This window comes from Streptomyces sp. NBC_00433, assembly GCA_036015235.1.
In the GTDB taxonomy this organism is placed as follows: Bacteria; Actinomycetota; Actinomycetes; order Streptomycetales; family Streptomycetaceae; genus Actinacidiphila.
The window spans coordinates 6,396,467-6,419,283 of sequence record CP107926.1; the positions used below are offsets into that span (position 1 = coordinate 6,396,467).

Sequence of the window (22,817 nt, forward strand, 5' to 3'; positions counted from 1 at the left end):
CTGTTGATCTTCTGTGACACGGCACCTGCGTAACGGTGACAAAAGTAGCGAACGGGTGACAGTGCGGTCAGGCAGCGGAGGTGCCGTGGGAGACGACCTGGAGGAGGTGCCGGGCGGTGGCGGTCATGGCGTCCCGTGCCGGTCGCAGATAGCGGCGCGGATCGACCACGACCGGGTCGGCGGAGAGGTGGCCGCGGACGGCGGAGGTGAAGGCGATATTGAGCGCGGTGCCTATGTTGATCTTCACCATGCCGGCCGTGACCGCCTGCCGCAGTTCGTCGTCGGGCACGCCCGAGGAGCCGTGCAGCACCAGCGGTACGGCGACGGATGCCCGCAGTCGGGCGATCAGGGCGTGGTCGAGACGGGCGGTGCGCAGGGTCATCGCATGCGAACTGCCGACCGCGACCGCGAGCGCGTCCACGCCGGTCGCGGCGGTGAAGGCGGCGGCCTGGTCCGGGTCGGTGCGCACACCCGGGGCGTGGGCGCCGTCCTTGCCGCCGACCGTGCCCAGTTCGGCCTCCACCCACACCCCGTGGGAGTGCGCCCAGGCGGCGATCCGGGCCGTGGCGCGTACGTTCTGGTCATAGGCCAGCGTCGAGGCGTCGTACATGACGGAGGACACCCCGGCGGCGACGCCGGCCCGCAGCAGGTCCTCGTCCTGGACGTGGTCCAGGTGCACGGCGACGGGTACGGCGGCGGCACCGGCGAGGGCGACCGCGGCGGCGATCACCGGCGCCGGCCGGCCGCTGTGGAAGGCCACCGCGTTCTCGCTGATCTGCAGGATCACCGGCAGCCCGGCGGCCTCGGCGGCGGCGGTGATCGCCTCCGCGTGCTCCAGGGTGATGACGTTGAAGGCGGCGACTCCGTGGCCGGCCGTGCGGGCCGCGGTGACGAGGTCGGCGGTGGTGGTGGCGGTCATGCGGTCCCTCGGATTCGTGGGAGGCGGCGGGGCCGGGTCAGCCCAGGACGACCGAGCGGGTCAGATTGCGCGGGCGGTCCGGGTCCAGGCCGCCGCGCTCGGCGACGGCGACGGCGAGCCGCTGGGCGCGCACCAGATCGGCCAGCGGGTCCAGGTCCGGACGGGACTCCAGGGTGCCGCCGACCGCGGCGACATCGTCCGCCAGCCCGGCCGGCAGCGGGCCGAAGGCCCAGACCGTACGGCCGGGCCCGGTGATGCTGATCGGGCCGTGGCGGTATTCCATCGCCGGATAGCTCTCGGTCCAGGCGCCCGCGGCCTCGCGCATCTTGAGCGCCGCCTCCTGGGCGAGCCCGTAGGTCCAGCCGGTGCCGAGGAAGGTGGTCTGCTCGGCGGCCGGCAGCGCCTCGGGCAGGTCGGCGGTCACGGCGGTGCGGGCGTCGGCGACGGCGGCGGTGAGGTCGTGGCCCAGATGGGCGCGGAGCAGCGCGAGCGCCGTGGTGGCGAATCTGGTCTGCACGACGGAGCGTTCGTCCGCGAAGTCCAGCACGACCAGGGCGTCGGCGGCGTCCCGGACCGGCGTGTCCGGGTCGGCGGTGACCGCGACGACCGGGACGCCGGCGGAGCGCAGGCGGGTGCCGGCCCGCAGCACCTCGGTGGTGGTGCCCGAGCGGGTGATCGCCAGCACGCGGTCGTAGTCGCGGCCGAAGGGGAATTCGGACGCGGCGAAGGCGTCCGTGGTGCCGTGCCCGGCCTGCTCGCGCAGCGCCGCGTAGGACTGGGCCATGAACCAGGACGTGCCGCAGCCGATGACCGCCACGCGCTCGCCCTGCCGCGGCAGCCGGTCGGCGGCCTTGGCGGCCATGCCGGCCGCGCGCAGCCAGCAGTCGGGCTGGGAGGTGATCTCGGCGGTGGTCAACGAGACGGGCATGCGGTGCTCCTCGATACGGGAGAGGCGGTGCCGACCGGCCCCGGGACGGGGCGTCCCGTGCAGTGTAGGTGAGCAGTAATGCGCGAAACCAGCCTTGAATGAGCAGAATCGCTCATGACGTCAGGTGCCCTCGCGGTGCCGGCGCCGGACATCCGTTCGGGGGACGAATCGCGGTTGCGCGGGCGTGGCCTTCCGCCGGATGGGAAGGATGGAGGCGCGCGCACGACCCCGGCGCACCCGGCGGGCACGGCGTCTCGCAGCCGTCCGGGGCCTCCACCGTGCTCGCACCGCGGGCGACCCGACCACCGAGGAGATCCTCAGATGACCGGCTCGGCACCCACCTCCGATCTGACCGGTTGGCGCAGCAGCCCCTTCACCGGCGCCGGCTTAACCCACGACGTCTATGAGAAGGGCGAGGGGCCCGGGGTGGTGGTCGTCCCCGAGATCCCCGGCATGACGCCCGAGGTGCTGGGCCTGGCGGACCATCTGGTCGAGAAGGGCTTCACCGTCGTGATCCCGTCGCCCTTCGGTGTGGCCGGCCGCAAGTCGACCGCCGGGTACACCCTCTCCACCGTCGCCAAGCTGTGCGTGTCCGCCGAATTCCGGGCCTTCGCCACCGGTGCGCAGCGCCCCTTCGCCGACTACCTCAGGGCGCTGGCCCGGGATGTCGCGGCCCGCACCCCGGGTCCCGGTGTCGGCGTCATCGGGATGTGCTTCACCGGCGGCTTCGCCCTGGCCGCCGCCGTGGACGACGTGGTGCTCGCCCCGGTGCTCAGCCAGCCCGCGCTGCCTTTCCCGGTCGGCGGCAGGCGGGCCGCGGACCCGGGCGTGTCCCCCAAGGAACTGGCCACGGTGGTGGCCCGGACCCGGGAGTCCGGCCTGTGCCTGCTCGGCCTGCGGTTCAGCGAGGACAAGGGCGCCACCCGCAGCCGTTTCGAGACCCTGCGCCGCAGCCTCGGCGACGCCTTCGAAGTGATCGAGCTGGACTCGGCCAAGGGGAATGCGGGCGACTTCAAGAGCTCCGCGCACTCCGTACTGACCGCCGAGGTCAGGGAGACCCCCGGGCATCCCGCGCTCGCCGCCCGCGAGCGGGTGGTGGAATTCCTGCGCGAGCGGCTGGCCCCCGCGACCGGCTGAAGGCCCGCCCCGCCGTCCCGCACGGTCAGCGGCGGTCCTCGCGGGGACCCGGCTGCCGGGCGACCCGGGACAGCTTGTCGGGGTTGGTGACCAGGTGGATGCCGGTGACCTGGTCACCCGGGGCGCTGAGGTCCATCACCAGTACGGCGTAGGGCGAGTCGCCGGAGAAGACGACGGCGGACGGGTCGCCGTTGACGGCCCGGTGGCGTACGTCCAGGCCGTGCGGCGGGTGCGACGCCGCGTAGCCGCCGAGGAACCTGGCGACGCGCTCCCGGCCGGTCACCGGCCGCAGAGCGGAGCGGGCCCTGCCGCCGCCGTCGGTCCACATCGTCACCTCCGGTGCGAGCAGTTCCAGCAGCGCCGCCTGGTCGCCGGCCATCGCGGCGGCGATGAAGCGCTCGGTCAGCAGTTGCCGGATCCGCGGATCCGCCGGATAGCGCGGGCGCCGCGCCTGCACGTGCTCGCGGGCCCGGTGCGCGAGCTGCCGGACCGTGCCGGGGTGGCGGTCGAGGATCCGGGCGATCTCGGTGTGCGGATAGCCGAAGACCTCGTTCAGTACGAAGACGGCCCGCTCCAGCGGCGGCAGCGTCTCCATCACCACCAGCAGCGCCATCGAGGCGGACTCGGACGGCGGGCTGTCCGCCGCCTGGGGCCCCGGGTCGGTCGCCACCGGCTCGGGCAGCCAGGGGCCGGCATAGGCCGCGCGGCTGAGGCTGATGCCGGACTGCCGGGCCAGCGCGCGCCCGACGGCGATCCGCAGCAGATACCCGCAGGGGTGGCCGCCGCCCTGCCGGCCGTCGCCGTTCTCGCCGCCGCCGTCCCCGTCCGCCGCCTGATGACGACGGCCGCCGCGTACCCAGGCCAGCCAGGTGTCCTGGAGTACGTCCTCGGTGTCCGAGACGCTGCCGGTCATGCTGTAGACCACGGAGAACAGCACTTCACGGTGTCTCGCGAAAACCGAGGTGGCCGTGTCGTCGGGCAGCTCGGCGGGGTCGTCGGACATCCATGGCCTCCTCGTTGACGCAACTGTCAACTGAGATGGCGGCCCACGGCGAAATGTGACATCAGCGCCGACCGCGGGGCTTGGTGCGTCAGCTGTCGGCCAGCTCGTCGGTGGCGATCCGTCCGGCACGTGCTGTGCGCAGCAGGAAGTCGGCGATCAGCACCAGTTCGTCGTCGTCGTATTCCGCGCAGATCCCGTCGACCGCGGTGTTCAGCCCGGACAGGAGATAGGTGACCTCGGCCGCTCGCTCCTTGACGACCTGCACCAGCACGGCGCGCCGGTCGGTCGGATTCGGCGTGCGCACCACCCAGTTGCCGCGCTCCAGCCGGTCGAGGACGCCGGTCAGGGTCGCCGGGTGCATTCCGGCGCGCTTGGCGAGCGCCGTCGGGCCGATCGGGCCGTAGCGGCTGATCAGGTCCAGGCATTCGAGATCGGCGTCGCGCAAATCGAGATGCATACCGATCTGGTGGTTCAGCAGTGCCAACTGGACGCTCAGATCACGCAACCCGTCCCTGATCCTGTGGGTCAGCCGCCTGCGCCGCCGCGCCGCCGACGCGGCCGACGTGGCCCCGGGGAGTGTGGAATCCATACGCAAACGATCCTCGCATCGATAGCACGCGGAGAGAGCAAACTACCCCATGGCCGCGGCACGACTGCCGGGCGGCCGTCTCTTTTCAGGCCGCCTTACCTGCGGTCCGGCAGAGGTGACTACGGCGCACACCATCTCACAACCCCATAAGAGACTCGTACGACTTCCGCAAAACCTCGCCCCCCTCATCGACCAGTGTGGCGGGCGGGAGTGGCGAGGCTGCGGGTGCATTACAACTTTCCCGTCCGTCAGCCGGCGGCGATGCCTTCGCCGCCGACCGCGCCGGGTACGGTGACCGATCCGATCAGGGTGAGCGAGCCGTCGCGGCCGACGCGGAATTCGTCCACGATGCCCTGGGCGCCGGTCTGCACGTAGATGTCGCGGCCGTCGGAGGAGGCTGCGGCGTCCACCGTGCCGTCGTGGGTCGGGGTGTTGCCGAGCGGGGTGAGCGGGCCACGCGGCTCCACCCGGTAGCCGGACAGGGTGGCGCTGCCCGCGTTGGACGCGTAGAGGTGGTCGCCGGTCGCGACCACCCAGCAGGTCGCCATCTGCCCCGTTTCCACCTGGCCGACCTGGCGCAGGGTGCCGTCGCGGCGGACCGTGAAGGTGGCCACCGCGTTCGGCCCCGCTTCGGTGACCTGGAGCCGACCCGCGCGGTCGAAGGTGAAGCCGAACGGGACCGCGTCGGGGGTCGAGGTGACCACGGCGTGGGCGGCAGGGGCGCCGGACGCGCTCAGCGGGAAGACGTCGATGGTGTTCGCCCCGGCCTTGGTGGTGACGATCAGCTTCGAGCCGTCCGGCGTGAAGCCGACCTGGCCGGGGGTGTGGGTGAATTCCGGCGAGGCGGCGGCGAGGTGGAGGTCGCGGTGCCGGCCGGGGGCCGGGACCAGCCGCCGGCCGTCGCGCACAAAGCCCTGGACCGAGCCGCCGCCGCGGGCGTTCAGTACGTACACCTGGTCGCCGTGCGCGGCGACGCCGACCGGGAAGTCGCCGCCGGAGGGGAGCACCTGGAGGCGCTGCAGGCGGTCGCCGTGCACCGCGAAGACGGTGACGGTGTCACTTCCGGCGTTGACCGCGTAGAGCAACTGGTGCTCGCAGTCGTAGCTGAGCGAGCCCTGCGAGGCGAGGTGGTCCACGACCGAGCCGTCGAGGACGCCGCCCCGGCCGCCGGTGGGGTAGGCCTCGTGGCGGCCGAGTGAACCGTCGGCGTTGCGGTGGTAGGCCACCACCGTGTTCGCGGTGGGGTTGTCGCTCTGGACGAAGACGGGGGCGCTGTCCCGCGCGGTCGCCTGCCGCGGTGTGGCCGCGCCCGCCGCGGGGGCGGCGACGGCGGCGGCCGCTGCGATCGCGACGGCACCGACGGCGGCTGCGCGGGCCGCGCGGGCGGTACGGCCCGGGCGGGTGTTGCGGGTGTTGGACGACATGCTGTTCTCCTCTTGCGGGTCAGGAGGCTTCTCGGAGGCGCCCGGCATGCCGAGGAGACCGCCAACTTCCCTATAGAAAAGGGGAGTTGGCGGCGTGGAAGGTGAAGCCGGACTGATCGCCACGCTAACTCGCGCATCATGCCACTGTCGGTGCAAAACGGGCTTATCGCCTCACCGTCCCGGCTCCGTAAGAAATGCCGGGTGGGGCGTACGGAGAGTGCCGGCCGGGGGTGAGCGGTCCTTACACGGTCGCTACGCGGACCCCGCTACATTCCAGGCCATCCGTCTTTCGGCGGCCCGCGGCGAAGCGGTACGGCCGGGGGTCGGCGGATCGGGGGGCGCTTGGCCGATACGCCCCGCGCCTGCGCGGGCTCCACCTGCTCCGGAGGAATGCTGGCAGGTGGGAGGGTGTGTGCGCCCCCGGCAGGACTCGAACCTGCGGCCAAGCGCTTAGAAGGCGCCTGCTCTATCCGCTGAGCTACGGGGGCCGGACAGTGGCCGCGGCTGTCTTCGCCCCTGGCTGGTTCCGTGACCTGTACCGAGGTCAAGGATAGGGCGCCGCGTCCGTGCTGCCGTCTGCTTCAGCCGCGTGACACGTTGTGTAGGTTCGGTGAAGCGGTCCGATAATCGCAGGCAGGCGCGGAAGTCGCATCGCTTTTGACGGGTCGCAACACTGCTGTTGTGCACTCGTTATGCCGGTGGCTCGTTCTGGCCCCTGAGCATCATCCGACACTGTCGGCGGGCGGTTTCCCGGCCTCGCGTTGTCCATCTTGTGACCATTGCGCGACCGTTCCGTAGGCCTTGCGCGGCGGTCGCCGACCCGGCCGCCGGGACCCGGCCGGCCGCCGCCGGTCGGGCGTTATCCGGGCTGAATGGGGCCAATTACCCGAAATGCGCTTCGTAAATGCTCCAATATGGGGCATTCTGCCGACGTGGCGATCTTGGACGTACGGCCAGAGTTGATCGACGCGCTGTCCGCGCTGCGTGACCGCGTCGAGGCCGCGTGCTTTCCCTTCCCCTTGCCCGGAGCCGACCGGGCCCGCCGCACCCGCCAGGAACTGCTGACCCAGCTGGACGACTACCTCGTACCCCGGCTGACCGCCCCCGAGGCGCCGCTGCTCGCGGTGGTCGGCGGATCAACAGGTGCGGGCAAGTCGACGCTTGTCAACTCACTTATCAGCCGTCGTGTCAGCGAATCCGGTGTCCTTCGGCCTACCACCCGCACTCCGGTGCTGGTCTGCCACCCGGAGGACCGCGCCTGGTTCGCCGATCCGCGGGTGCTGCCCGGCCTGACCCGCGCCTGGGCCGTACGCCAGCGGGTCAGGGGCGACGACGACGCCCCCGACCGCAGCGAGCCCGCCCGTGCCGAACTCCGGCTGGAGTGCGACGACTCCCTCCCGCGCGGCCTCGCCCTCCTCGACGCCCCCGACATCGACTCCCTCGTCACCCGCAACCGCGAACTCGCCGCCGAACTGATCTGCGCGGCCGACATCTGGATCCTGGTCACCACCGCCTCCCGCTACGCCGACGCGCTGCCCTGGCACCTGCTGCGGACCGCCAAGGAATACGACGTCACCCTCGCGACCGTCCTGGACCGCGTCCCGCACCAGATCGCCGACGACGTCAGCAGGCACTATGCCGCCCTGCTGACCAAGGCGGGCTTGGGGGACGTGCCCCGCTTCACCATTCCCGAACTGCCCGAGTCCGCCGGTGGCGGGGGCCTGTTGCCGCAGACCACCGTCGCCGGGCTGCGCGAGTGGCTCACGCACTGCGCCCAGGACCCGGCCGCCCGCCAGCACGCAGCCCGGCGTACGGCCACGGGCGTCCTCGACTCGCTGCGCAGCCGCCTGCCCGCCCTCGCCTCCGCCTCCGCCGCCCAGCACGCCGCGGCCCTGCGGCTGGCCCGCGCCGCGGAGGACGCCTACGAACTGGCCGCCGGGCACATCGAAGCGGCCGTCCGCGCCGGCACCCCCCTCGCAGGCGAGGCACTGGCCCACTGGCAGGGCTATCCCGCCTGCGGCCCCGACACCCTGCAGCACGCGCTGGCCGAGGAGCTGGCCGCGCTGCTGCGCACCGAGACCGACGCCGCGGACGAGCGGATCGCCGACAGCTGGCAGCGCGACCCGGCAGGCGCCGCCCTGCTCGACGACGGCGCATCCCGCCCCGACCGCGACCGGGTGGCCGTCGCCGCCCGTATCGACAAGGGCGTACGCCGCTGGCGCCGCGCCCTGGCCGACCTCACCCACGCCCGGCTGCGGGCGGCCCACGACACCGAACGCCCCGCCGCCGACCCGGAGGACGTCGCCGCCCTGCTGGCCACCGCGCTGCTCGGCGGCCGGCGCGGGCGCACCGCGGGGGAGCGGCTGGCCGAGACCGTCGGTGCCCAGGCGGCCCTGGGGATGCGCGACGCGGCGCGCGACCGGCTCGCCGACGCCGTCGCCGGGCTGCTCGACGGCGAACGCGACCGCAGGCTCTCCCCGGTCGACGCCCTCGACGTCACAGCCGGGCAGCAGGCCTCGCTGATCTCCGCGCTGTCCCTACTGCAGAAGGAGCGGTGACCCCGGTGCGCTCGACCACCACCGACCCGTCGGCCAAGTCCCAGCAGGCGGGCGGCGGCCGCCCCGCCACCGCCTTCACCGGCCCGGCCCCCGCACCTGCCTCCGGGCCCGGGACCGCGGGGCAGCCGGGAGTCCCGGTCGGCGCCGCCGCCTCGGCTGATCCGCTGAGCGCGCGGGTGGACGCGCTCGGCGAACTGCTCGGCCTGTCCAGGACCCGGATCAGCCCCGACGCCCTCGCCGAGACCGGCCGGCTGCTCGAACGCCTCGGCGAGCGGCGGCGGCTCTCCCTCGACCACACCGTCGTGGCCCTGGCCGGCGCGACGGGCAGCGGAAAGTCGGCGCTCTTCAACGCCCTGGCCGGACTTCCGCTGTCCGAGACCGGTATGCGCCGGCCCACCACGGCCCGCCCGATCGCCTGCGCCTGGCACCCCGACGGTGCCGCCGGACTGCTGGACCGCCTCGGCATCGCCCCGCAGGACCGCTACGCCCGGCGGAGCGCGCGGATCCCCGCCCCGGCCGAGGGTGCGAGTCGCGTGGACACCGGCGCGGGGGGCACGGACCCCGGCACCGGGGGATTCCGGGACTCCTCCGTCGCCGGGGCTGCCCCCGGCGAGGGCGGCCAGGGCCTTTTGGACGATACGGATCCGCGGAGCGCGGCAGCGGCGGCCGATGGCTTCGGCGGCGCTGCCGGTATCCCGGTCGATGACCACTGCTGTCCGGCTGGTTCAAGGCTTGACGATTTCGGCGGTGACTGCTGCGAAGGGGCTCCAGCCGATGGGGCGAGCCTGGACGGGCTCGTGCTGATCGACCTGCCCGACCACGACTCCGCCGCCCCCGGCCACCGCGCGCAGGTGGACCGGCTGCTGGAACTGGTCGATGTCGTCGTCTGGGTGCTCGACCCCGAGAAATACGCCGACGCGGCGCTGCACGAACGCTATCTGCGCCCCCTTTCCGGGCATGCCGATGTGACGGTGCTGGTGCTCAACCAGGTCGACAGGCTGCCGGGGGACTCGGCGGACCTGGTGCTCGACGACCTGCGCAGGCTGCTGGACGAGGACGGCCTCGCGGTGGGCGAGCACGGCGACGCAGGCGCCGTGGTGCTGGCCGCCTCGGCGCTCACCGGGCACGGCGTGCCCGACCTGCGCGCTGTGCTGGTCCAGATCGTCGCCGAAGGCACCGCGGCCGGCCGCCGGCTGGCTGCCGACATGGACCGCACGGCGAGCCGGCTGCACCCGCTCTATGTCGGAGAGGGCGGCGCCGGGCTCACCGATCCGGCGCGGGAGGAATTCGTCGACCGGCTGGCGGACGCGGTGGGAGCGGCCGGAGCGGGTCAGTCGGCGGAACGGGACTGGGCGGGTGCCGCCCGTGCGGCGTGCGGCACACCGTGGGGGCGGCTGAGGGGAGAACGGACCGCCGCGGGCCCGGGTTCCCCCGGATCGCGCGAGACGCCGACTTCACCCGTACGGCGGAACGGCCCAGGTGGCCCGGCCGGCTCCACCGGGCCGGTGGCATCCCGGCCGCTGGTCGGGGAGGCGGTACGCGGCCTGTCCGCCGACGCCGCCCGCGGCCTGCCGGCGCCCTGGGCACAGGCGGTGCGTGACGCGGCCCGGCGCGGCGGTGAGGGCCTGCCGTCGGCCCTGGACGTCGCCGCCGGGCGCGCCGGGCCCGGGTCGCCCGAGCGGCCCGGCTGGTGGTCGGCCGCGCACGTGGTGCAGTGGCTGCTGATGGCGCTGGCGGTCGCGGGCGCGGTGTGCCTGAGCGCGATCGCGTTCGGCTCTATCCAGCTCACCTGGTGGGTGCCGGTCGTGATGGCCGTGGCCGGCGGGCTGGGCGGCCCGCTGGTCTCCGCCGGCTGCCGGATCGCCGCCCGCGGCCCGGCCCGCCGGTACGGCCAGGCCGCCGAGCGCCGGCTGCGGGACGCGGCCGCGGACTGCGGCCGGGCCAGGGTGCTCGAACCGGTCGCGGCCGAGCTGATGCGCTACCGCGAGGTGCGCGAGCAGTTCGCCGTGGTGGCAGGTACCTCCCCGCGCGCGCCGCACGCGCGCGATTCCCGCCCGGTGAATTCCCATTCCCACTCGTCCGGGTGACGGGTTATCCACAGTCGGAAGGTTATCCACAGATTCGAGATGGTCTTTCCTTGACCGTCCGAATATGGGGCACGATGTCCTCAGTGCGTCCCACCCCGGGGCGCCGTGGAAAGCGAGGACTGTGCGATGAACGAGACCCTGGTGACCGTCGTCGGAAATGTGGCGACGGAGCCCGAGATGTACACCACCGCCACCGGTGTGGGGGTCACCCGCTTCCGGCTGGCGACCACCGCGCGCCGCTGGGACTCCGAGCGCGGGGCGTGGACGGACGGCGCGACCAGCTTCTACACGGTGCGTGCCTGGCGCACGCTCGCGGGCCACGTCAAGGAATCGGTGGGGCTGGGCGAACCGCTGCTGGTCCAGGGTCGGCTGAAGATCCGTGAGGACGAGCGGGACGGGCGCCGGTATACGGCGGCGGAGATCGAGGCGGTGGCCGTCGGGCACGACCTGGCGCGCGGTGTCGCGCGGTTCAGCCGGACGTCGGCACCGTCGGCGAACCTGCCGGAACCGGCGGCTCCGCCGCCGGTCGCAGCGGTGGCCGTGCCCTGATTCCGTGGAGTATCCGTATTCAACGGTATTTCCACGGACCAAATGAGCCGGGGGACTTGTCGACAATCACGGAAACAAGCGCGCACACGAGTAACGATTGGGATGCGAAAAGGGTGGGCGGTGACCCTTTCGGTGCTCGTGTTGCGCGTGGTTCCTATGATTCCGGCACTGACACACGGGGGCTCGGAGCTGCAGGCGAGGCGACCCTCTTTCCACCGACCCGCCTCGCCCGGAGGGGAAATCCATGTTCGACACCTACAGGCGGAGCGCTGCCCGCCTCGCGGCGGCCGGTATCGCCACCGGCCTGCTCGCGGCGAGCGCCTTCGCCGGCGCGGGAAGCGCGGCCGCGGACGACACGACCGGGTCGGCCAGCGGTGCGACGGCCGTTCTCGACGGCATCCAGAGTGATCTCGCGGATGTCGCCACGGTCGCCACCAAGGACGGCAAGACCAACGGCAACGAGACCGCCGGCCTGTTCAAGATGGACCTCGGCGGCGGCAAGAGCATTTACACCTACTGCATCGACCTCTTCAACTCGACGAAGCCGAAAGCGCGTTATCAGGAGGTGCCCTGGAGCGCGACGTCGCTTTACCAGCAGGGCAAGGACCGTGCCAAGGCGGGGAAGATCGCGTGGATACTGAACCACTCCTTCCCGCAGGTCGACGACCTCGACGCGCTCGCGAAGACGGCCGGGGCCGGGCCGCTGAGCAAGGGGACCGCCGCGGCGGGCACCCAGGTCGCCATCTGGCGCCTCTCGGACGACCCGACGGCCAAGGCGAACGACCCGGCGGCCGAGCAGCTGGCCGACTACCTGTCCGACACGGCGGTCGCCGTCGCCGAGCCCGACGCGTCGCTGACCCTGGACCCGCCCTCGGTCTCGGGCAAGTCCGGTGACCGCATCGGCCCGGTGACCGTGCACACCAACGCGACCTCCGCCGCGGCGGAGATCGCCCCCGACGCCGCCGGCGTCAAGCTGGTGGACGCCGACGGCAAGCCGGTGACCACCGCGAAGGACGGCAGCAAGCTCTACTTCCACGTCCCCGCGGGCGCCAAGGACGGCAGCGCCGCCGTGAAGGTGACCGCTACCACCACGGTGCCGGTCGGCCGCGCCTTCACCGGCTTCGGCGATGACAACGTGGCGAGCCAGACCCAGATCCTGGCCGGCTCCGACAGCACCCCGCTGACCGCGCAGGCCACGGCCACGTGGGCGAAGAAGGGCCCGATACCCGCGGTGAGCGCCGCGGTGGACTGCGCGAAGGGCGGCGTGGACGTCACGGCGGCCGACAAGGGCGACGAGGACCTGACCTTCACCCTGGGCGGCAAGGACTACACCGTCGCCCCCGGCGCGTCGCGGACGGTCACCGTCCCGGTCGCCGAGGACCAGCACTACAAGATCGACGTCACGCTGCCCGACAAGTCCGTGAAGTCGTTCGAGGGCGTGCTGGACTGCAGGAGCGCCACCGCCCCGCCGACCGCTCCGGCGAACCAGCCGAGCCCGGCCGGCAGCAGTGACAACCTGGCGGCGACCGGCAGCAGCAATGCGACGCCGATGATCGCCGGGATAGCCATCGCCCTGGTCGTCCTCGGCGGCGGTGCGGTGTTCTTCCTCCGCCGCAAGAAGAACACCACTTCCGCGGAGTGATCCCGCCCGGTCCCGGCGCCCAGCACCAGGCGCCGGGACCGGCCGGCCATCGCGTGGTCCTTCGGCTTAGCCTCGACGCCCCCGCCTACACTGTGGCGATCAGGGAAGCAGCCATTGGCGAAGGATGACGATCCGTGGACGACGGAACCGCACCCGTAGCGACGTTGGACCAGATCCACCTTGGCGACTGCTTCGAGTGGCTGCGCACACTCCCTGACAAGAGCGTCGACACGATCATTTCCTCGCCGCCTTACAACATCGGGAAGTCCTACGAGTCGCGGGCCGAGCTTTCCGCGTACCTGGACATACAAAAGCTGGTCCTCGGCGAGTGCGCGCGCGTACTCAAGGACACCGGCTCGATCTTCTGGCAGGTGGGCGTCTACGCGGACCGGGGGGTGCACATCCCGCTGGATGTGCGTTTCTTCCCCATCCTGGAGGATTTCGGCCTGATCCCGCGCAATCGCATTGTCTGGGTGCGCCCCCACGGCCTGCACGCCAAGAACAAGTTCTCCGCGCGGCACGAGACGATCCTGTGGTTCTCCAGGGGGGAGGAGTACAAGTTCAACCTCGACGAGATCCGGGTGCCGCAGAAATACCAGAACAAGAAGTCGTGGCGCGGTGAGAACAAGGGGGAGCTCACCTGCAATCCGCTCGGGAAGAACCCGGGCGACATCTGGCTCTTCCAGAACGTGAAGCACAACCACGAGGAGCAGACCGTCCATCCGGCTCAGTTCCCCGAGGACATGGTGTCCCGGATGCTGCTGGCCACGACGAAGCCGGGCGACGTGGTGCTCGACCCCTACATGGGTACGGGGACGGTGGCGGTCGTGGCGCGCGATCACGACCGGAACTACCTGGGCGCGGAGCTCGATCCCGGCTACCACGCGATCGCGCTTCAGCGGCTGTCCGGTATGCCGGACGAGGACGGTGTCTTCCCGAACCTGAAGACGCTGCGGGACTACGCGCAGCGGACCGGGGAGTCAGTGGAGGGTTTTCGCTTCCAGGTGCAGGTCGGGAAGTCGGCGACGCCTCGTGAGAGGTCGAAGCGGTTTGACGAGCAGCACCACCTGGAAGCACTGGAAAGCCGGCTGACGATCGAGGAAGGCGCTTTCGGGGAGCGCGTTCGCGGCCTGTCCGACGGGCTGCCCAGCCTGCCCGAGCAGGGCAGCGCGGTCGTTGCCCCGAGCCTGTTCGACTAGCCGGCAAGCCCGGCAGCCGGGGGCGCCGCGGCAGCCGGGGCGGCGCGGCTCAGAGTCCGGGGAGCGCATCCGCGGTGGCGACGTGGATTTTGGCGACCGGCTGACCGCTCCTGGAACGGTGGCTCCACGTCACATCGAGATCCCGCGGGGTGCTCGTCGGCACCTTCCTGGCCGTGCGGCCGGGGTAGGTGTTCCAGTCCGCGTCCACGGTGGCGCAGCCGGCGGGAATCGTCAGTCCGACCAGGCGGACCGCGATGTCCAGGTCGAGGGCCTCCGCCGCCATTCCCAACTGGGCCTTCGCCTGCTCGAAATACAGCGTGCTCCGCGAGGCCGGGGGACACCCGCTCTTCGTGACGACGACGAGCGCCTGGGGGACGGAGTCCATTCCCTGCAGCAGGAGCGACCTGTGGACGGCCACCTGGCTCCGGATGATGTTGTTCCAGAGGAACGGGTAGTTGGAGAACTGCCACTCCACCAGCACGGCACCCCTGCCCGCGTCCCAGTCGAGGCCGAAGGCGGCCTTCGGACTGTCCGGTACGGGGATCTTCTCCCACCCGAGAAGAGCCGCCTGCTCGGTCAGGATCCGATTCGTCGCCTTGGGGCCGAAGTTGGGATTCCCCGTCATGCCGTCCTCGCCGCTCGGTTGGAGACGCAGATGGCCGATGACGTATGCCAGGTCCGACCAGTAGGCGCTGCCGGGGCCCGCGAAGTATTCGGTGGCGCCGGAGAAGTCTGCTGTCTCGAAGTCCATCGGGCCCCACCCTCAGGTAGATCATCGGTGGGTGGTGTTATAAGAAGCACGTCAGCGGCCTGGTGGTCGGCCTCCAGGGCCTCCGGGCCTCCAGCCGCACCGCGGCCCTCCCGCCGTCAGCGGGGACGCCTACTGCTGAATGCCGCCGGCGGTGTCCCCTTGGCCGAGGGCCTTCGGTGCCTTCCACCCGAGGACCTTGCCGAAGTCGAGGGTGAATACCAGCCCGTTGGCTTCGGCACCGGTACCCATGATCTTGACGGAGAGACCCGGGAGCTTTACGCCCCTCACGGAGTCGGGTACGGGGACAGGGAAGTCCTTGCCGAATATCTGGGGGTTGAGCGTCCTGCGCATGTCGGGACTGCTTTCGACTCCGACGACGACGCCGGCTGCGATCATCACGCTGATGGGTATGGAAACCGACAGGGCGACGGGATCGTTGACCAGCATCTTCCAGTCGGTCAGCGCCATGTGCTTGACCTGCGCGAGTCCCAGCTTGAGCTGAGGAAAGACCTCGGGCAGTGAGGAGACGGCCTTCAGCACGTCGCCCGTGCCGCCCGGCTTCGTCTGCTTCTGGGCGGGGTCGATGTTCGCCGGCGGGTCCCGCTGAAGCGACAGGGCCTGGGCGGTGGGCGCCGAGTCCTGACCGTCGGTCGTCCGGGGCGTGTCGGGCACCAGGTCGGCTGCGCCCAGATCGGAGTCGTCGGCGTCGGCGATCTCCTGGGCGAGGGTGTCGGGGTCGAACATCCCCTCGAAGAGGTCCGGCGTCATCCCTTCACCGGCGTCGGCGGACTCCTGCTCGGCGTCGGGCGGGCTGCCCGACCATGTGTCGACGACGGCGCTGTCGTCGTCGCGCTGCACCACGTGGCCGTCGAGCCGCCGACCGCTCCCCGGACCGGCGGCGGAAAGCCACCTCGTCACCGCGGCGTTGCCGGCCATGCGCTGCATGGAGAGCACGGTGCCCGCGCCGGCAGCCGAGCGGGAAGGAACCTCCAGCACACCGGCGGCCGGCAGGCTGCCCGGGTGCGGCCGAGCCGAGGGGTCCGGCACGCGCTCTGCCGCGTTGGCCTGCTCCTGACCGAGTCCCTCGTGCTCCAACACGTCGTCCTCCCGGTCAAGGCCGTCTCACAGGTTGCGGCACTCCAGCTTGCCGTACCGGTCCCGAGCACGGGCCCCGGTTCGTCCAGGTCATCGCCCGGACGGCAGGCGGGCGCGGGCAGCGCGGAGGGGGAGCGCAGGTCAGAGGGCCGGGCGGGGGCGGAGGGCAACGCATTCGCCCGCAAGGGTGGACGGCTGGCAAGATGGGGTGTATCTGCCCTCACGCGGCGGAGCCGCACATTGGCCCTTCTCGATCTGCCGGACGGTTTCTCTTGGCTGAGTACATCTACACGATGCGCAAGACGCGCAAGGCGCACGGCGACAAGGTCATCCTCGATGACGTGACGCTGAGCTTCCTGCCGGGCGCGAAGATCGGTGTGGTCGGTCCCAACGGTGCCGGCAAGTCCACCGTGCTCAAGATCATGGCGGGGCTTGAGCAGCCGTCCAACGGTGACGCCTTCCTGTCGCCCGGTTTCAGCGTCGGCATGCTGCTGCAGGAGCCGACGCTGGACGAGTCCAAGACGGTCCTGGAGAACGTGCAGGACGGCGTCGCCGAGGTCAAGGCGCAGCTGGACCGGTTCAACGAGATCGCGGAACTGATGGCGACGGACTACTCCGACGCGCTGCTCGACGAGATGGGCAAGCTCCAGGAGAAGCTCGACCACTCCAACGCCTGGGACCTGGACGCGCAGCTCGAGCAGGCGATGGACGCGCTGGGCTGCCCGCCCGGCGACTGGCAGGTGACCACGCTGTCCGGCGGCGAGAAGCGCCGGGTGGCGCTGTGCAAGCTGCTGCTCGAAGCGCCCGACCTGCTGCTGCTCGACGAGCCCACCAACCACCTGGACGCCGAGTCCGTGCAGTGGCTGGAGCAGCACCTGGCCAAATACGCCGGCACCGTCGTCGCCGTCACCCACGACAGGTACTTCCTGGACAATGTGGCGCAGTGGATCCTGGAGCTGGACCGCGGCCGCGCGATCCCGTACGAGGGCAACTACTCCACCTACCTGGAGAACAAGGCCTCCCGGCTCAAGGTCGAGGGCCAGAAGGACGCCAAGCGGCAGAAGCGGCTCAAGGAAGAGCTGGAGTGGGTCCGCTCCAACGCCAAGGGCCGGCAGGCCAAGTCCAAGGCGCGGCTCGCCCGCTACGAGGAGATGGCGGCCGAGGCCGACAAGATGCGGAAGCTGGACTTCGAGGAGATCCAGATCCCGCCGGGCCCGCGACTGGGCGCCATCGTGGTCGAGGTCGAGCACCTGTCCAAGGCGTTCGGCGACAAGGTGCTGATCGACGACCTGTCCTTCACCCTGCCGCGCAACGGCATCGTCGGCGTCATCGGCCCCAACGGCGCCGGCAAGACCACGCTGTTCAAGATGCTCCAGGGCCTGGAGGAGGCCGACTCCGGCGTCATCAAGGTCGGCGAGACGGTGAAGATCTCCTACGTCGACCAGAACCGCGCCAACATCGACCCGAAGAAGACGCTGTGGGAGGTCGTCTCCGACGGCCTGGACTACATCAACGTCGGCCAGGTCGAGATGCCGTCGCGCGCGTATGTGTCGGCCTTCGGCTTCAAGGGCCCCGACCAGCAGAAGCCGTCGGGCGTGCTGTCCGGCGGTGAGCGCAACCGGCTGAACCTGGCCCTCACCCTCAAGCAGGGCGGCAACCTGCTGCTCCTCGACGAGCCGACCAACGACCTCGACGTCGAGACGCTGTCGTCGCTGGAGAACGCGCTGCTGGAATTCCCCGGCGCCGCTGTGGTCGTCTCCCACGACCGGTGGTTCCTGGACCGGGTGGCCACCCACATCCTGGCCTACGAGGGCAATTCGAAGTGGTTCTGGTTCGAGGGCAACTTCGAGTCCTACGAGAAGAACAAGGTCGAGCGGCTCGGCCCTGACGCGGCCCGCCCGCACCGTGCCACGTACAAGAAGCTGACGCGCGGCTGATGGCGCGGCATCTCTTCCGCTGCCCGCTGCGCTGGGCGGACATGGACGCCTTCGGGCACGTCAACAACGTGGTCTTCCTGCGGTATCTGGAGGAGGCCAGGATCGACTTCATGTTCCGCCTGGCGCCGGGTGAGGGAAGCGCGTCCTTCACCGGCGGCTCCGTGGTGGCACGGCACGAGATCGACTACCTGCGGCCGCTGGTGCACCGGCACGAGCCGGTGGACATCGAGACGTGGGTGACCGACATCTCGGCGGCGTCCATGACGGTCCGCTACGAGGTGAAGGACGAGGCGACGGTCTACGCGCGGGCCTCGACCGTCGTGGTGCCCTACAACCTGGCCCTGTCCCGGCCCCGGCGGATCACCGCAGAGGAGCGGGCCTTCCTGGAGAAATACCGCGACGAGGACGGGTCCTTCGCCGTATGACCGCAGTCCGGCTGGTCCTGGGGCACGGCGACCGCGGCGACACCGCGGGGGAGGCGGCCGACCTGGCCGCCTTCCTCGGGCGGCTGGTGCGCTGGGACAAGGCGGCCGTGGTCCGGTTGCGCTCGGCGGCCGGCGAACCGGCGCTCGGGGTCTTCGGGCACCCGCCCTTCGGCGGAGTGCTCGCCGTGCGCAGCACCGCGGTGCGCGGCGACGAGGCGGTGGCCGCTGCGGTGGACGCCACGGTGTCTGCCGGGCAGCTGCTCGAAGCGGTCTCCGCGGCGGCCGGGGGCTTCGAGCTGCCGCCGTCCGTGACCGGCCCTGCGTGGGCCGGGCTGCTGCCGCCGCGCGGCGGGTGGCGGCGGACGGCGGAGTTCGACCCGGGGCAGGTGCGGAAGGCGGCGGCCGAGGCGGTCGCGGAATTCCGGGCCCGCACCGAGGAGCTGCCGCAGCAGGAGCGGACCCGGGCGGCGCTCGACGCGCTCGCGGAGGAGCTGTGGACCCGGCCCTACCAGGGCACCACCTTGCGGGTGATCCACGCGGCCCATGCGCTGGGCTTCCTGCGCGGCGACGGTGACGACGCCGTGGCGTTGCTCGCGGCGGGACCGTGGACGCGGCTGCGCACCGGTTACGGCTCGGTGGCGGTACGGCGCGAGTCGCCTGCCGCGGGCCTGAGCTTCTCCCCGGCCTGAGCGGGACACCCCGGGGCCCTGACAGACCCGCCCCGGCCCGGGACGGCCGGGGCCTCGCTCAGTCCTGCCGCTGCTCGGGGTGGTCGTCCGGGCGCACGGTGATGTGGTCCTGCTGGAGTTCCAGCAGGACGCGGCGGCGGATCGCCAGGGCCTCCGCGTAGTCCCGGGGGAGCTGGAGCCGGCCGGCCCGGTCGACGGTGGCGTATTCGCGGGCCACCACCGACTCCTGGCCGTGCTCGTCGATCTCGGTGCGCCGGACGACCTCGGAGGCCGTACGGCCGTCCCTGATGGCGACCGTGCGGTGCACCGCGTCGGCGACGGACTGGTCGTGGGTCACGACCACGACGGTGGTGCCGAGCTGCTCGTTGGCGGTGCGGAAGGCACCGAAGACCTGCTCGGCGGTGACGGAGTCCAGCTCGCCGGTGGGCTCGTCGGCGAGGACCACGGCCGGGTCGTTGGCCAGGGCGACCGCGATGGCGGCCCGCTGCTGCTCGCCGCCGGACATCTGGCCCGGACGCCGGTCGTGGCAGTGGGAGACGCCGAGGATGCCGAGCAGTTCGGCGGCGCGGGCCGCGCGCTGCCGCTTGTGCCGCAGCCCGCCGCGGCCGGACAACTGCATGGGCAGCACGACGTTCTGCGCGGACGTCAGATACGGCAGCAGGTTGCGCGAGGTCTGCTGCCAGATGAAGCCGACGACTTCCCGGCGGTAGCGGAGCCGGGACTTGGCGTCCATGGCCAGCAGGTCGTAGCCGCCGACCGAGGCCGCGCCCGCGGTGGGGACGTCGAGCCCGGCCAGGATGTTGAGCAGGGTGGACTTGCCGCTGCCCGACGCCCCGACCAGCGCCATCAGCTCGCCCTTGCCGACGAGCAGGTCGAGGCCCTGCAGGGCCTGCACCTCCACGCCGTCGGCGGTGAAGATCCGCACCAACCGGTCGCAGCTGATCAGCGAGTCCTGGCCGTAAGCGGGCCCGTCGCGGAGTTCCGCGACCTGCCGTTCCAGCTCCGCGAGGCTCGCCGGGGCAGGGGCCCTGCCCGCAGCGGAACGCGCCGCAGCACCCGCCGGAGCGTCCGAGCCCGGCTCCTCCGTCGTCCCGTGTCCGCTCATGTCGTCCGGTCACCCGCTCTCAACTCGGTGCTTTCTCTGCGCCGCCCGCTCACCCAGGCCTGCCCCAGCAGCACCGCGCAGGCGAGGAGCAGCAGGGCGGCCGAGGGAAGGGCGAGGGACCAGGGGTCGGCGCGCAGGCCGATCCCGGTGGAAGGGGGCGGCATCCGCGTGGTCGCGGCGCTGCCGAAGGTGAGGGCGTGCAGGTCGATGCCGGGGCCGAGCAGCGGGACGACCGCGAGGCCCACCAGGACCCCGCCCACGGCGGCGAGCAGCACCTGCGGCAGCATTTCGAGCAGCACCAGCCGCCGGGACTGCCGCTGCGGCATCCCCAGGGTGCGCAGCCTGGCCAGCAGCGCCAGCCGGCCGGGCGCGGCGGCCATCAGCGACAGCAGCAGGGCCAGCACGCTGTAGCCGGCGCCGGCCGCGACCGCCGCCAGGTAGAGGGTGCGGGCGCCGCTCTGCAGTGGGCTGTCGGACAGCTCCGCCCGCTTCTCGCTGCGCAGCCGCACCGTGGCCGGGCTGCTGCTCCCCGCGGTGGCCTTGCGCAGCGCCGCCGCGTCGATGTGCGCCCCGGGCGCGGCGCCGGCCAGCAGCAGGGTGGGGCCGCCGTACTGCGGATACGCGGCGAGCCGGGGGTGCTGCGCGTGGAGCTGCCGCCCGGAGATGATCACGAAGTCGCCGTCGCCGACGGCGGGGGTGGCCGGCAGGGTCGCCGCCGGCCGGATGTCGCTGACGCCGACACCGGTGTCGACCGGCTTCTTGGCGCCGTCGAGAAGGTCGGCGATCCTCGGTGAGACGACGGCGGGCAGCGGGGCCTGCGAGCCCGCGGCGACCTTGGCGCCGAGCGCGTCCGCGGGGAAGGCGGGCATGCCCACCGAGCGGGTGATGCGCGCGTAGACGGCGGGGTCGTCGACGATCAGCAGGTCGAAATTCGCCTGGATGTCCTGGTTGGCGGTGTGCGGTTCGATCCGGACGGCGGCCACCTCGCCGACGCCCCGCACCTTCGCGACCTGGGCGGGCAGCTTGGCGTCCAGCGGGTAGATCGAGTCGACCCGGGCGTCGGCGCCGACCGCGGCCGCGGCGGCCCGGTCCCTGCCGTGGCTGATCCCGGCCAGCACCGAGCCGCCGAAGGACGCCACCGTCAGCGCCACCAGCAGCGCCAGCAGCGGCAGCTGCCCGCCGGAGGAGGCCCGCCCGGCCCTGGCGAGCCCGAGGTGCGTCACCGCGCCCCGCAGCCTTGCCGCGGGGCGTGCCAGCCGGCGCAGGGGCAGCGGGTAGAGCCGCAGCAGCACCAGCGCGGCGGCCACCGCGACCAGTACGGGCGCGGCGGCGAGGAAGGGGTCGGCGCCGTCGGCGGTCCCGCGCCGCCGCAGGGCGGCCACCGCGGCGGCCACCAGCACGGTCACGGTCAGTTCGAGCACCAGCCGCCGCCGGGAGGGCCGCAGCGCCACCAGGTCCTCGCGCTCGGCGGGCCGGGGCCGCCGTACGGCCAGGGTGGCCCGTAGCGGCATCGCCAGCGTCCCCGCGGCGGTGACCAGGGCGCCGAGCGCAAGCGCGGTCGCGGAGCGCCCTGTGGGCAGCACCAGCAGCGCGAGCATGGTGCCGGCGGCCCCGGCGGGCACCGCCGCCGCGGCGGTCTCGGCGACCAGCCGCAGGAGGATGCCGCGCAGCGAGCCGCCGCGGGAGCGCAGCAGCGAGATTTCGCCGCGCCTGCGGTCCGCGGCCAGGCCCGCCGCCATCAGCAGCACCGCGAGGGCCGTGGTGCCCACCCCGAAGGCCGCGATGAGCACCAGCGGCTGCGAGGCGGTGCGGTCGGCCGTGAAGGCGTAGAGGACCGAGCCGACCCCGGCCACGGTGTGCAGTGACGGTGAGTTGCTGGACGTGGCCAGCCGCGTCGCCAGCGGACCGTTGCCGAGTGCGGCCAATTCCGCGCTCAGGGCGGGCGCGTCGTGAGCGGTGAGCCGAGTGGTGTCCAGCGGGTGGTGCCAGTACATCGACGCGCCCGTGCCGAGCAGCGGGATGGAGCGGGCCGCGCTGGGGTCGATCAGGACGGTGAAGTGCCAGTACGTGCGGGGCGGCTCGATCGGCAGGTGCGGCGGGTAGCTGACCAGCGGGGCGAGCATGTCGTCGTCCATGGTCCAGTAGCCGGCCGCCGGGTCCCGCGGGGCCACGATGCCGCTGATCGTGACCGAGAGCGGGTTCGCGCCGAATTTCACCAGGTGGACGGTCTGGCCCACCTTCAGGTGCAGCACCCGCGCGGTCTTCTCGGCGACCACGCCCTCGAAGGCCAGGGCGGCGGGACCCGCGCGCTCGGGCCGGGGCAGCGCGCCCGCGACCACCTTCACATGGCCGGCCAGGCCCGCCTGCGCCACCAGGTCGGCGCCCGGCGCGTGGTCTGAGGTCCGGGGCAGCTCAGGGTCGGGGACCTCGGCCTCGGCGCCGGACCGCACGCCCTGCACGACCTCGGCGGGGGAGATGCGCAGCGGCGGGCTGAGCAGGCTGCGGAAGTCCCGCTCCACGCCGTCCAGGGCCGTGGGGTCGAGCTTGTCCTCGCCCGCCGGGTCGTCCGCGGTGGCGTAGTCGTCGGACAGCGACACGCCGCGGTCCCGGGGGGCGGCGTCCGTGACGGCCTGCCGCAGCGCCAGGTCCTCGTAGCGGTCGACGGCCCGCGGCAGGGCCGCGGTGAGGAAGGCGGTGACCAGGACCAGGGCGGCCAGCGCGAGCGCGCTCACGGGGGCGGCGCGCAGCCGGGTCCGCAGCCAGGAGTCGGTGATGGGCAT

At 72.4% G+C, this 22,817-nt stretch carries 18 protein-coding genes and 1 tRNA gene; 9 read left to right on the forward strand and 10 right to left on the reverse strand.

The window, feature by feature from the left end:
• Positions 1–67: 67 nt before the first annotated feature.
• Positions 68–919, reverse strand: coding sequence for a class II fructose-bisphosphate aldolase (locus OG900_27265; protein WUH93447.1), 852 nt, complete (start codon positions 917–919; stop codon positions 68–70).
• A gap of 37 nt (positions 920–956) precedes the next feature.
• Positions 957–1,847 (reverse strand): SIS domain-containing protein, encoded by an 891-nt coding sequence (locus OG900_27270; protein WUH93448.1) that lies wholly within the window; start codon positions 1,845–1,847, stop codon positions 957–959.
• A 321-nt stretch (positions 1,848–2,168) separates the two neighbouring features.
• Between OG900_27270 and OG900_27275 the strand changes: the two genes are divergently transcribed.
• A complete protein-coding gene (locus tag OG900_27275; GenBank protein WUH93449.1) occupies positions 2,169–2,984 on the forward strand; it encodes a dienelactone hydrolase family protein in 816 nt (271 codons plus the stop codon).
• 25 nt (positions 2,985–3,009) lie between these two features.
• Here OG900_27275 and OG900_27280 read toward each other — a convergent pair whose 3' ends face one another.
• The 4 genes from OG900_27280 to OG900_27295 form a co-directional block, all read right to left on the reverse strand.
• Complete coding sequence (locus tag OG900_27280; GenBank protein ID WUH93450.1) at positions 3,010–3,987, reverse strand: nuclear transport factor 2 family protein; 978 nt, start codon at positions 3,985–3,987, stop codon at positions 3,010–3,012.
• An 88-nt stretch (positions 3,988–4,075) separates the two neighbouring features.
• Positions 4,076–4,576, reverse strand: coding sequence for a MarR family transcriptional regulator (locus OG900_27285; GenBank protein WUH93451.1), 501 nt, complete (start codon positions 4,574–4,576; stop codon positions 4,076–4,078).
• Between the two features lie 248 nt (positions 4,577–4,824).
• Complete coding sequence (locus tag OG900_27290; protein ID WUH93452.1) at positions 4,825–6,000, reverse strand: lactonase family protein; 1,176 nt, start codon at positions 5,998–6,000, stop codon at positions 4,825–4,827.
• A gap of 415 nt (positions 6,001–6,415) precedes the next feature.
• Positions 6,416–6,488 (reverse strand) — tRNA-Arg (locus tag OG900_27295).
• 453 nt (positions 6,489–6,941) lie between these two features.
• Here OG900_27295 and OG900_27300 point away from each other — a divergent pair.
• The 5 genes from OG900_27300 to OG900_27320 all read left to right on the forward strand — a co-directional run bounded on the left by OG900_27300 (position 6,942) and on the right by OG900_27320 (position 14,035).
• The gene (locus tag OG900_27300; GenBank protein ID WUH95946.1) at positions 6,942–8,558 is read left to right on the forward strand and encodes a dynamin family protein; all 1,617 of its coding nucleotides are present in this window, start codon (positions 6,942–6,944) and stop codon (positions 8,556–8,558) included.
• A gap of 5 nt (positions 8,559–8,563) precedes the next feature.
• On the forward strand, positions 8,564–10,645 hold the full coding sequence (locus OG900_27305) for a 50S ribosome-binding GTPase (GenBank protein WUH93453.1): 2,082 nt from the start codon (positions 8,564–8,566) through the stop codon (positions 10,643–10,645).
• Positions 10,646–10,771: 126 nt separating this feature from the next.
• Entirely contained in the window at positions 10,772–11,194 is a 423-nt protein-coding gene (ssb, locus tag OG900_27310; GenBank protein WUH93454.1) for a single-stranded DNA-binding protein, read from the forward strand.
• A gap of 244 nt (positions 11,195–11,438) precedes the next feature.
• Entirely contained in the window at positions 11,439–12,836 is a 1,398-nt protein-coding gene (locus OG900_27315) for a Cys-Gln thioester bond-forming surface protein (protein ID WUH93455.1), read from the forward strand.
• 134 nt (positions 12,837–12,970) lie between these two features.
• Positions 12,971–14,035 carry a site-specific DNA-methyltransferase gene (locus tag OG900_27320; protein WUH93456.1) on the forward strand — a complete coding sequence of 355 codons (1,065 nt, stop codon included), beginning with the start codon at positions 12,971–12,973 and terminating at the stop codon, positions 14,033–14,035.
• Positions 14,036–14,084: 49 nt separating this feature from the next.
• Here the strand turns inward: OG900_27320 and OG900_27325 are convergent, their stop codons facing one another.
• Both OG900_27325 and OG900_27330 read right to left on the reverse strand, forming a co-directional pair.
• Positions 14,085–14,786 (reverse strand): hypothetical protein, encoded by a 702-nt coding sequence (locus OG900_27325; GenBank protein WUH93457.1) that lies wholly within the window; start codon positions 14,784–14,786, stop codon positions 14,085–14,087.
• Positions 14,787–14,915: 129 nt separating this feature from the next.
• Positions 14,916–15,884 carry a hypothetical protein gene (locus tag OG900_27330; GenBank protein WUH93458.1) on the reverse strand — a complete coding sequence of 323 codons (969 nt, stop codon included), beginning with the start codon at positions 15,882–15,884 and terminating at the stop codon, positions 14,916–14,918.
• Between the two features lie 269 nt (positions 15,885–16,153).
• Between OG900_27330 and ettA the strand changes: the two genes are divergently transcribed.
• Genes ettA through OG900_27345 form a run of 3 tightly spaced genes read left to right on the forward strand, consistent with a single transcriptional unit; the run spans position 16,154 to position 18,932 of the window.
• Entirely contained in the window at positions 16,154–17,818 is a 1,665-nt protein-coding gene (gene ettA, locus OG900_27335) for an energy-dependent translational throttle protein EttA (GenBank protein ID WUH93459.1), read from the forward strand.
• The gene (locus OG900_27340) at positions 17,818–18,243 is read left to right on the forward strand and encodes an acyl-CoA thioesterase (protein WUH93460.1); all 426 of its coding nucleotides are present in this window, start codon (positions 17,818–17,820) and stop codon (positions 18,241–18,243) included. Before ettA ends, OG900_27340 begins: the two co-directional genes overlap by 1 nt.
• Positions 18,240–18,932 carry a hypothetical protein gene (locus tag OG900_27345; protein ID WUH93461.1) on the forward strand — a complete coding sequence of 231 codons (693 nt, stop codon included), beginning with the start codon at positions 18,240–18,242 and terminating at the stop codon, positions 18,930–18,932. The genes OG900_27340 and OG900_27345 overlap by 4 nt, the downstream gene beginning before the upstream one ends.
• 58 nt (positions 18,933–18,990) lie before the next feature.
• On the opposite strand, the gene OG900_27350 is transcribed toward OG900_27345, so the two are convergent.
• Both OG900_27350 and OG900_27355 read right to left on the reverse strand, forming a co-directional pair.
• Positions 18,991–20,037: an ABC transporter ATP-binding protein gene (locus tag OG900_27350; protein WUH93462.1), complete on the reverse strand. Its 1,047-nt coding sequence runs from the start codon at positions 20,035–20,037 to the stop codon at positions 18,991–18,993.
• Entirely contained in the window at positions 20,034–22,817 is a 2,784-nt protein-coding gene (locus OG900_27355) for a hypothetical protein (GenBank protein ID WUH93463.1), read from the reverse strand. The genes OG900_27350 and OG900_27355 overlap by 4 nt, the downstream gene beginning before the upstream one ends.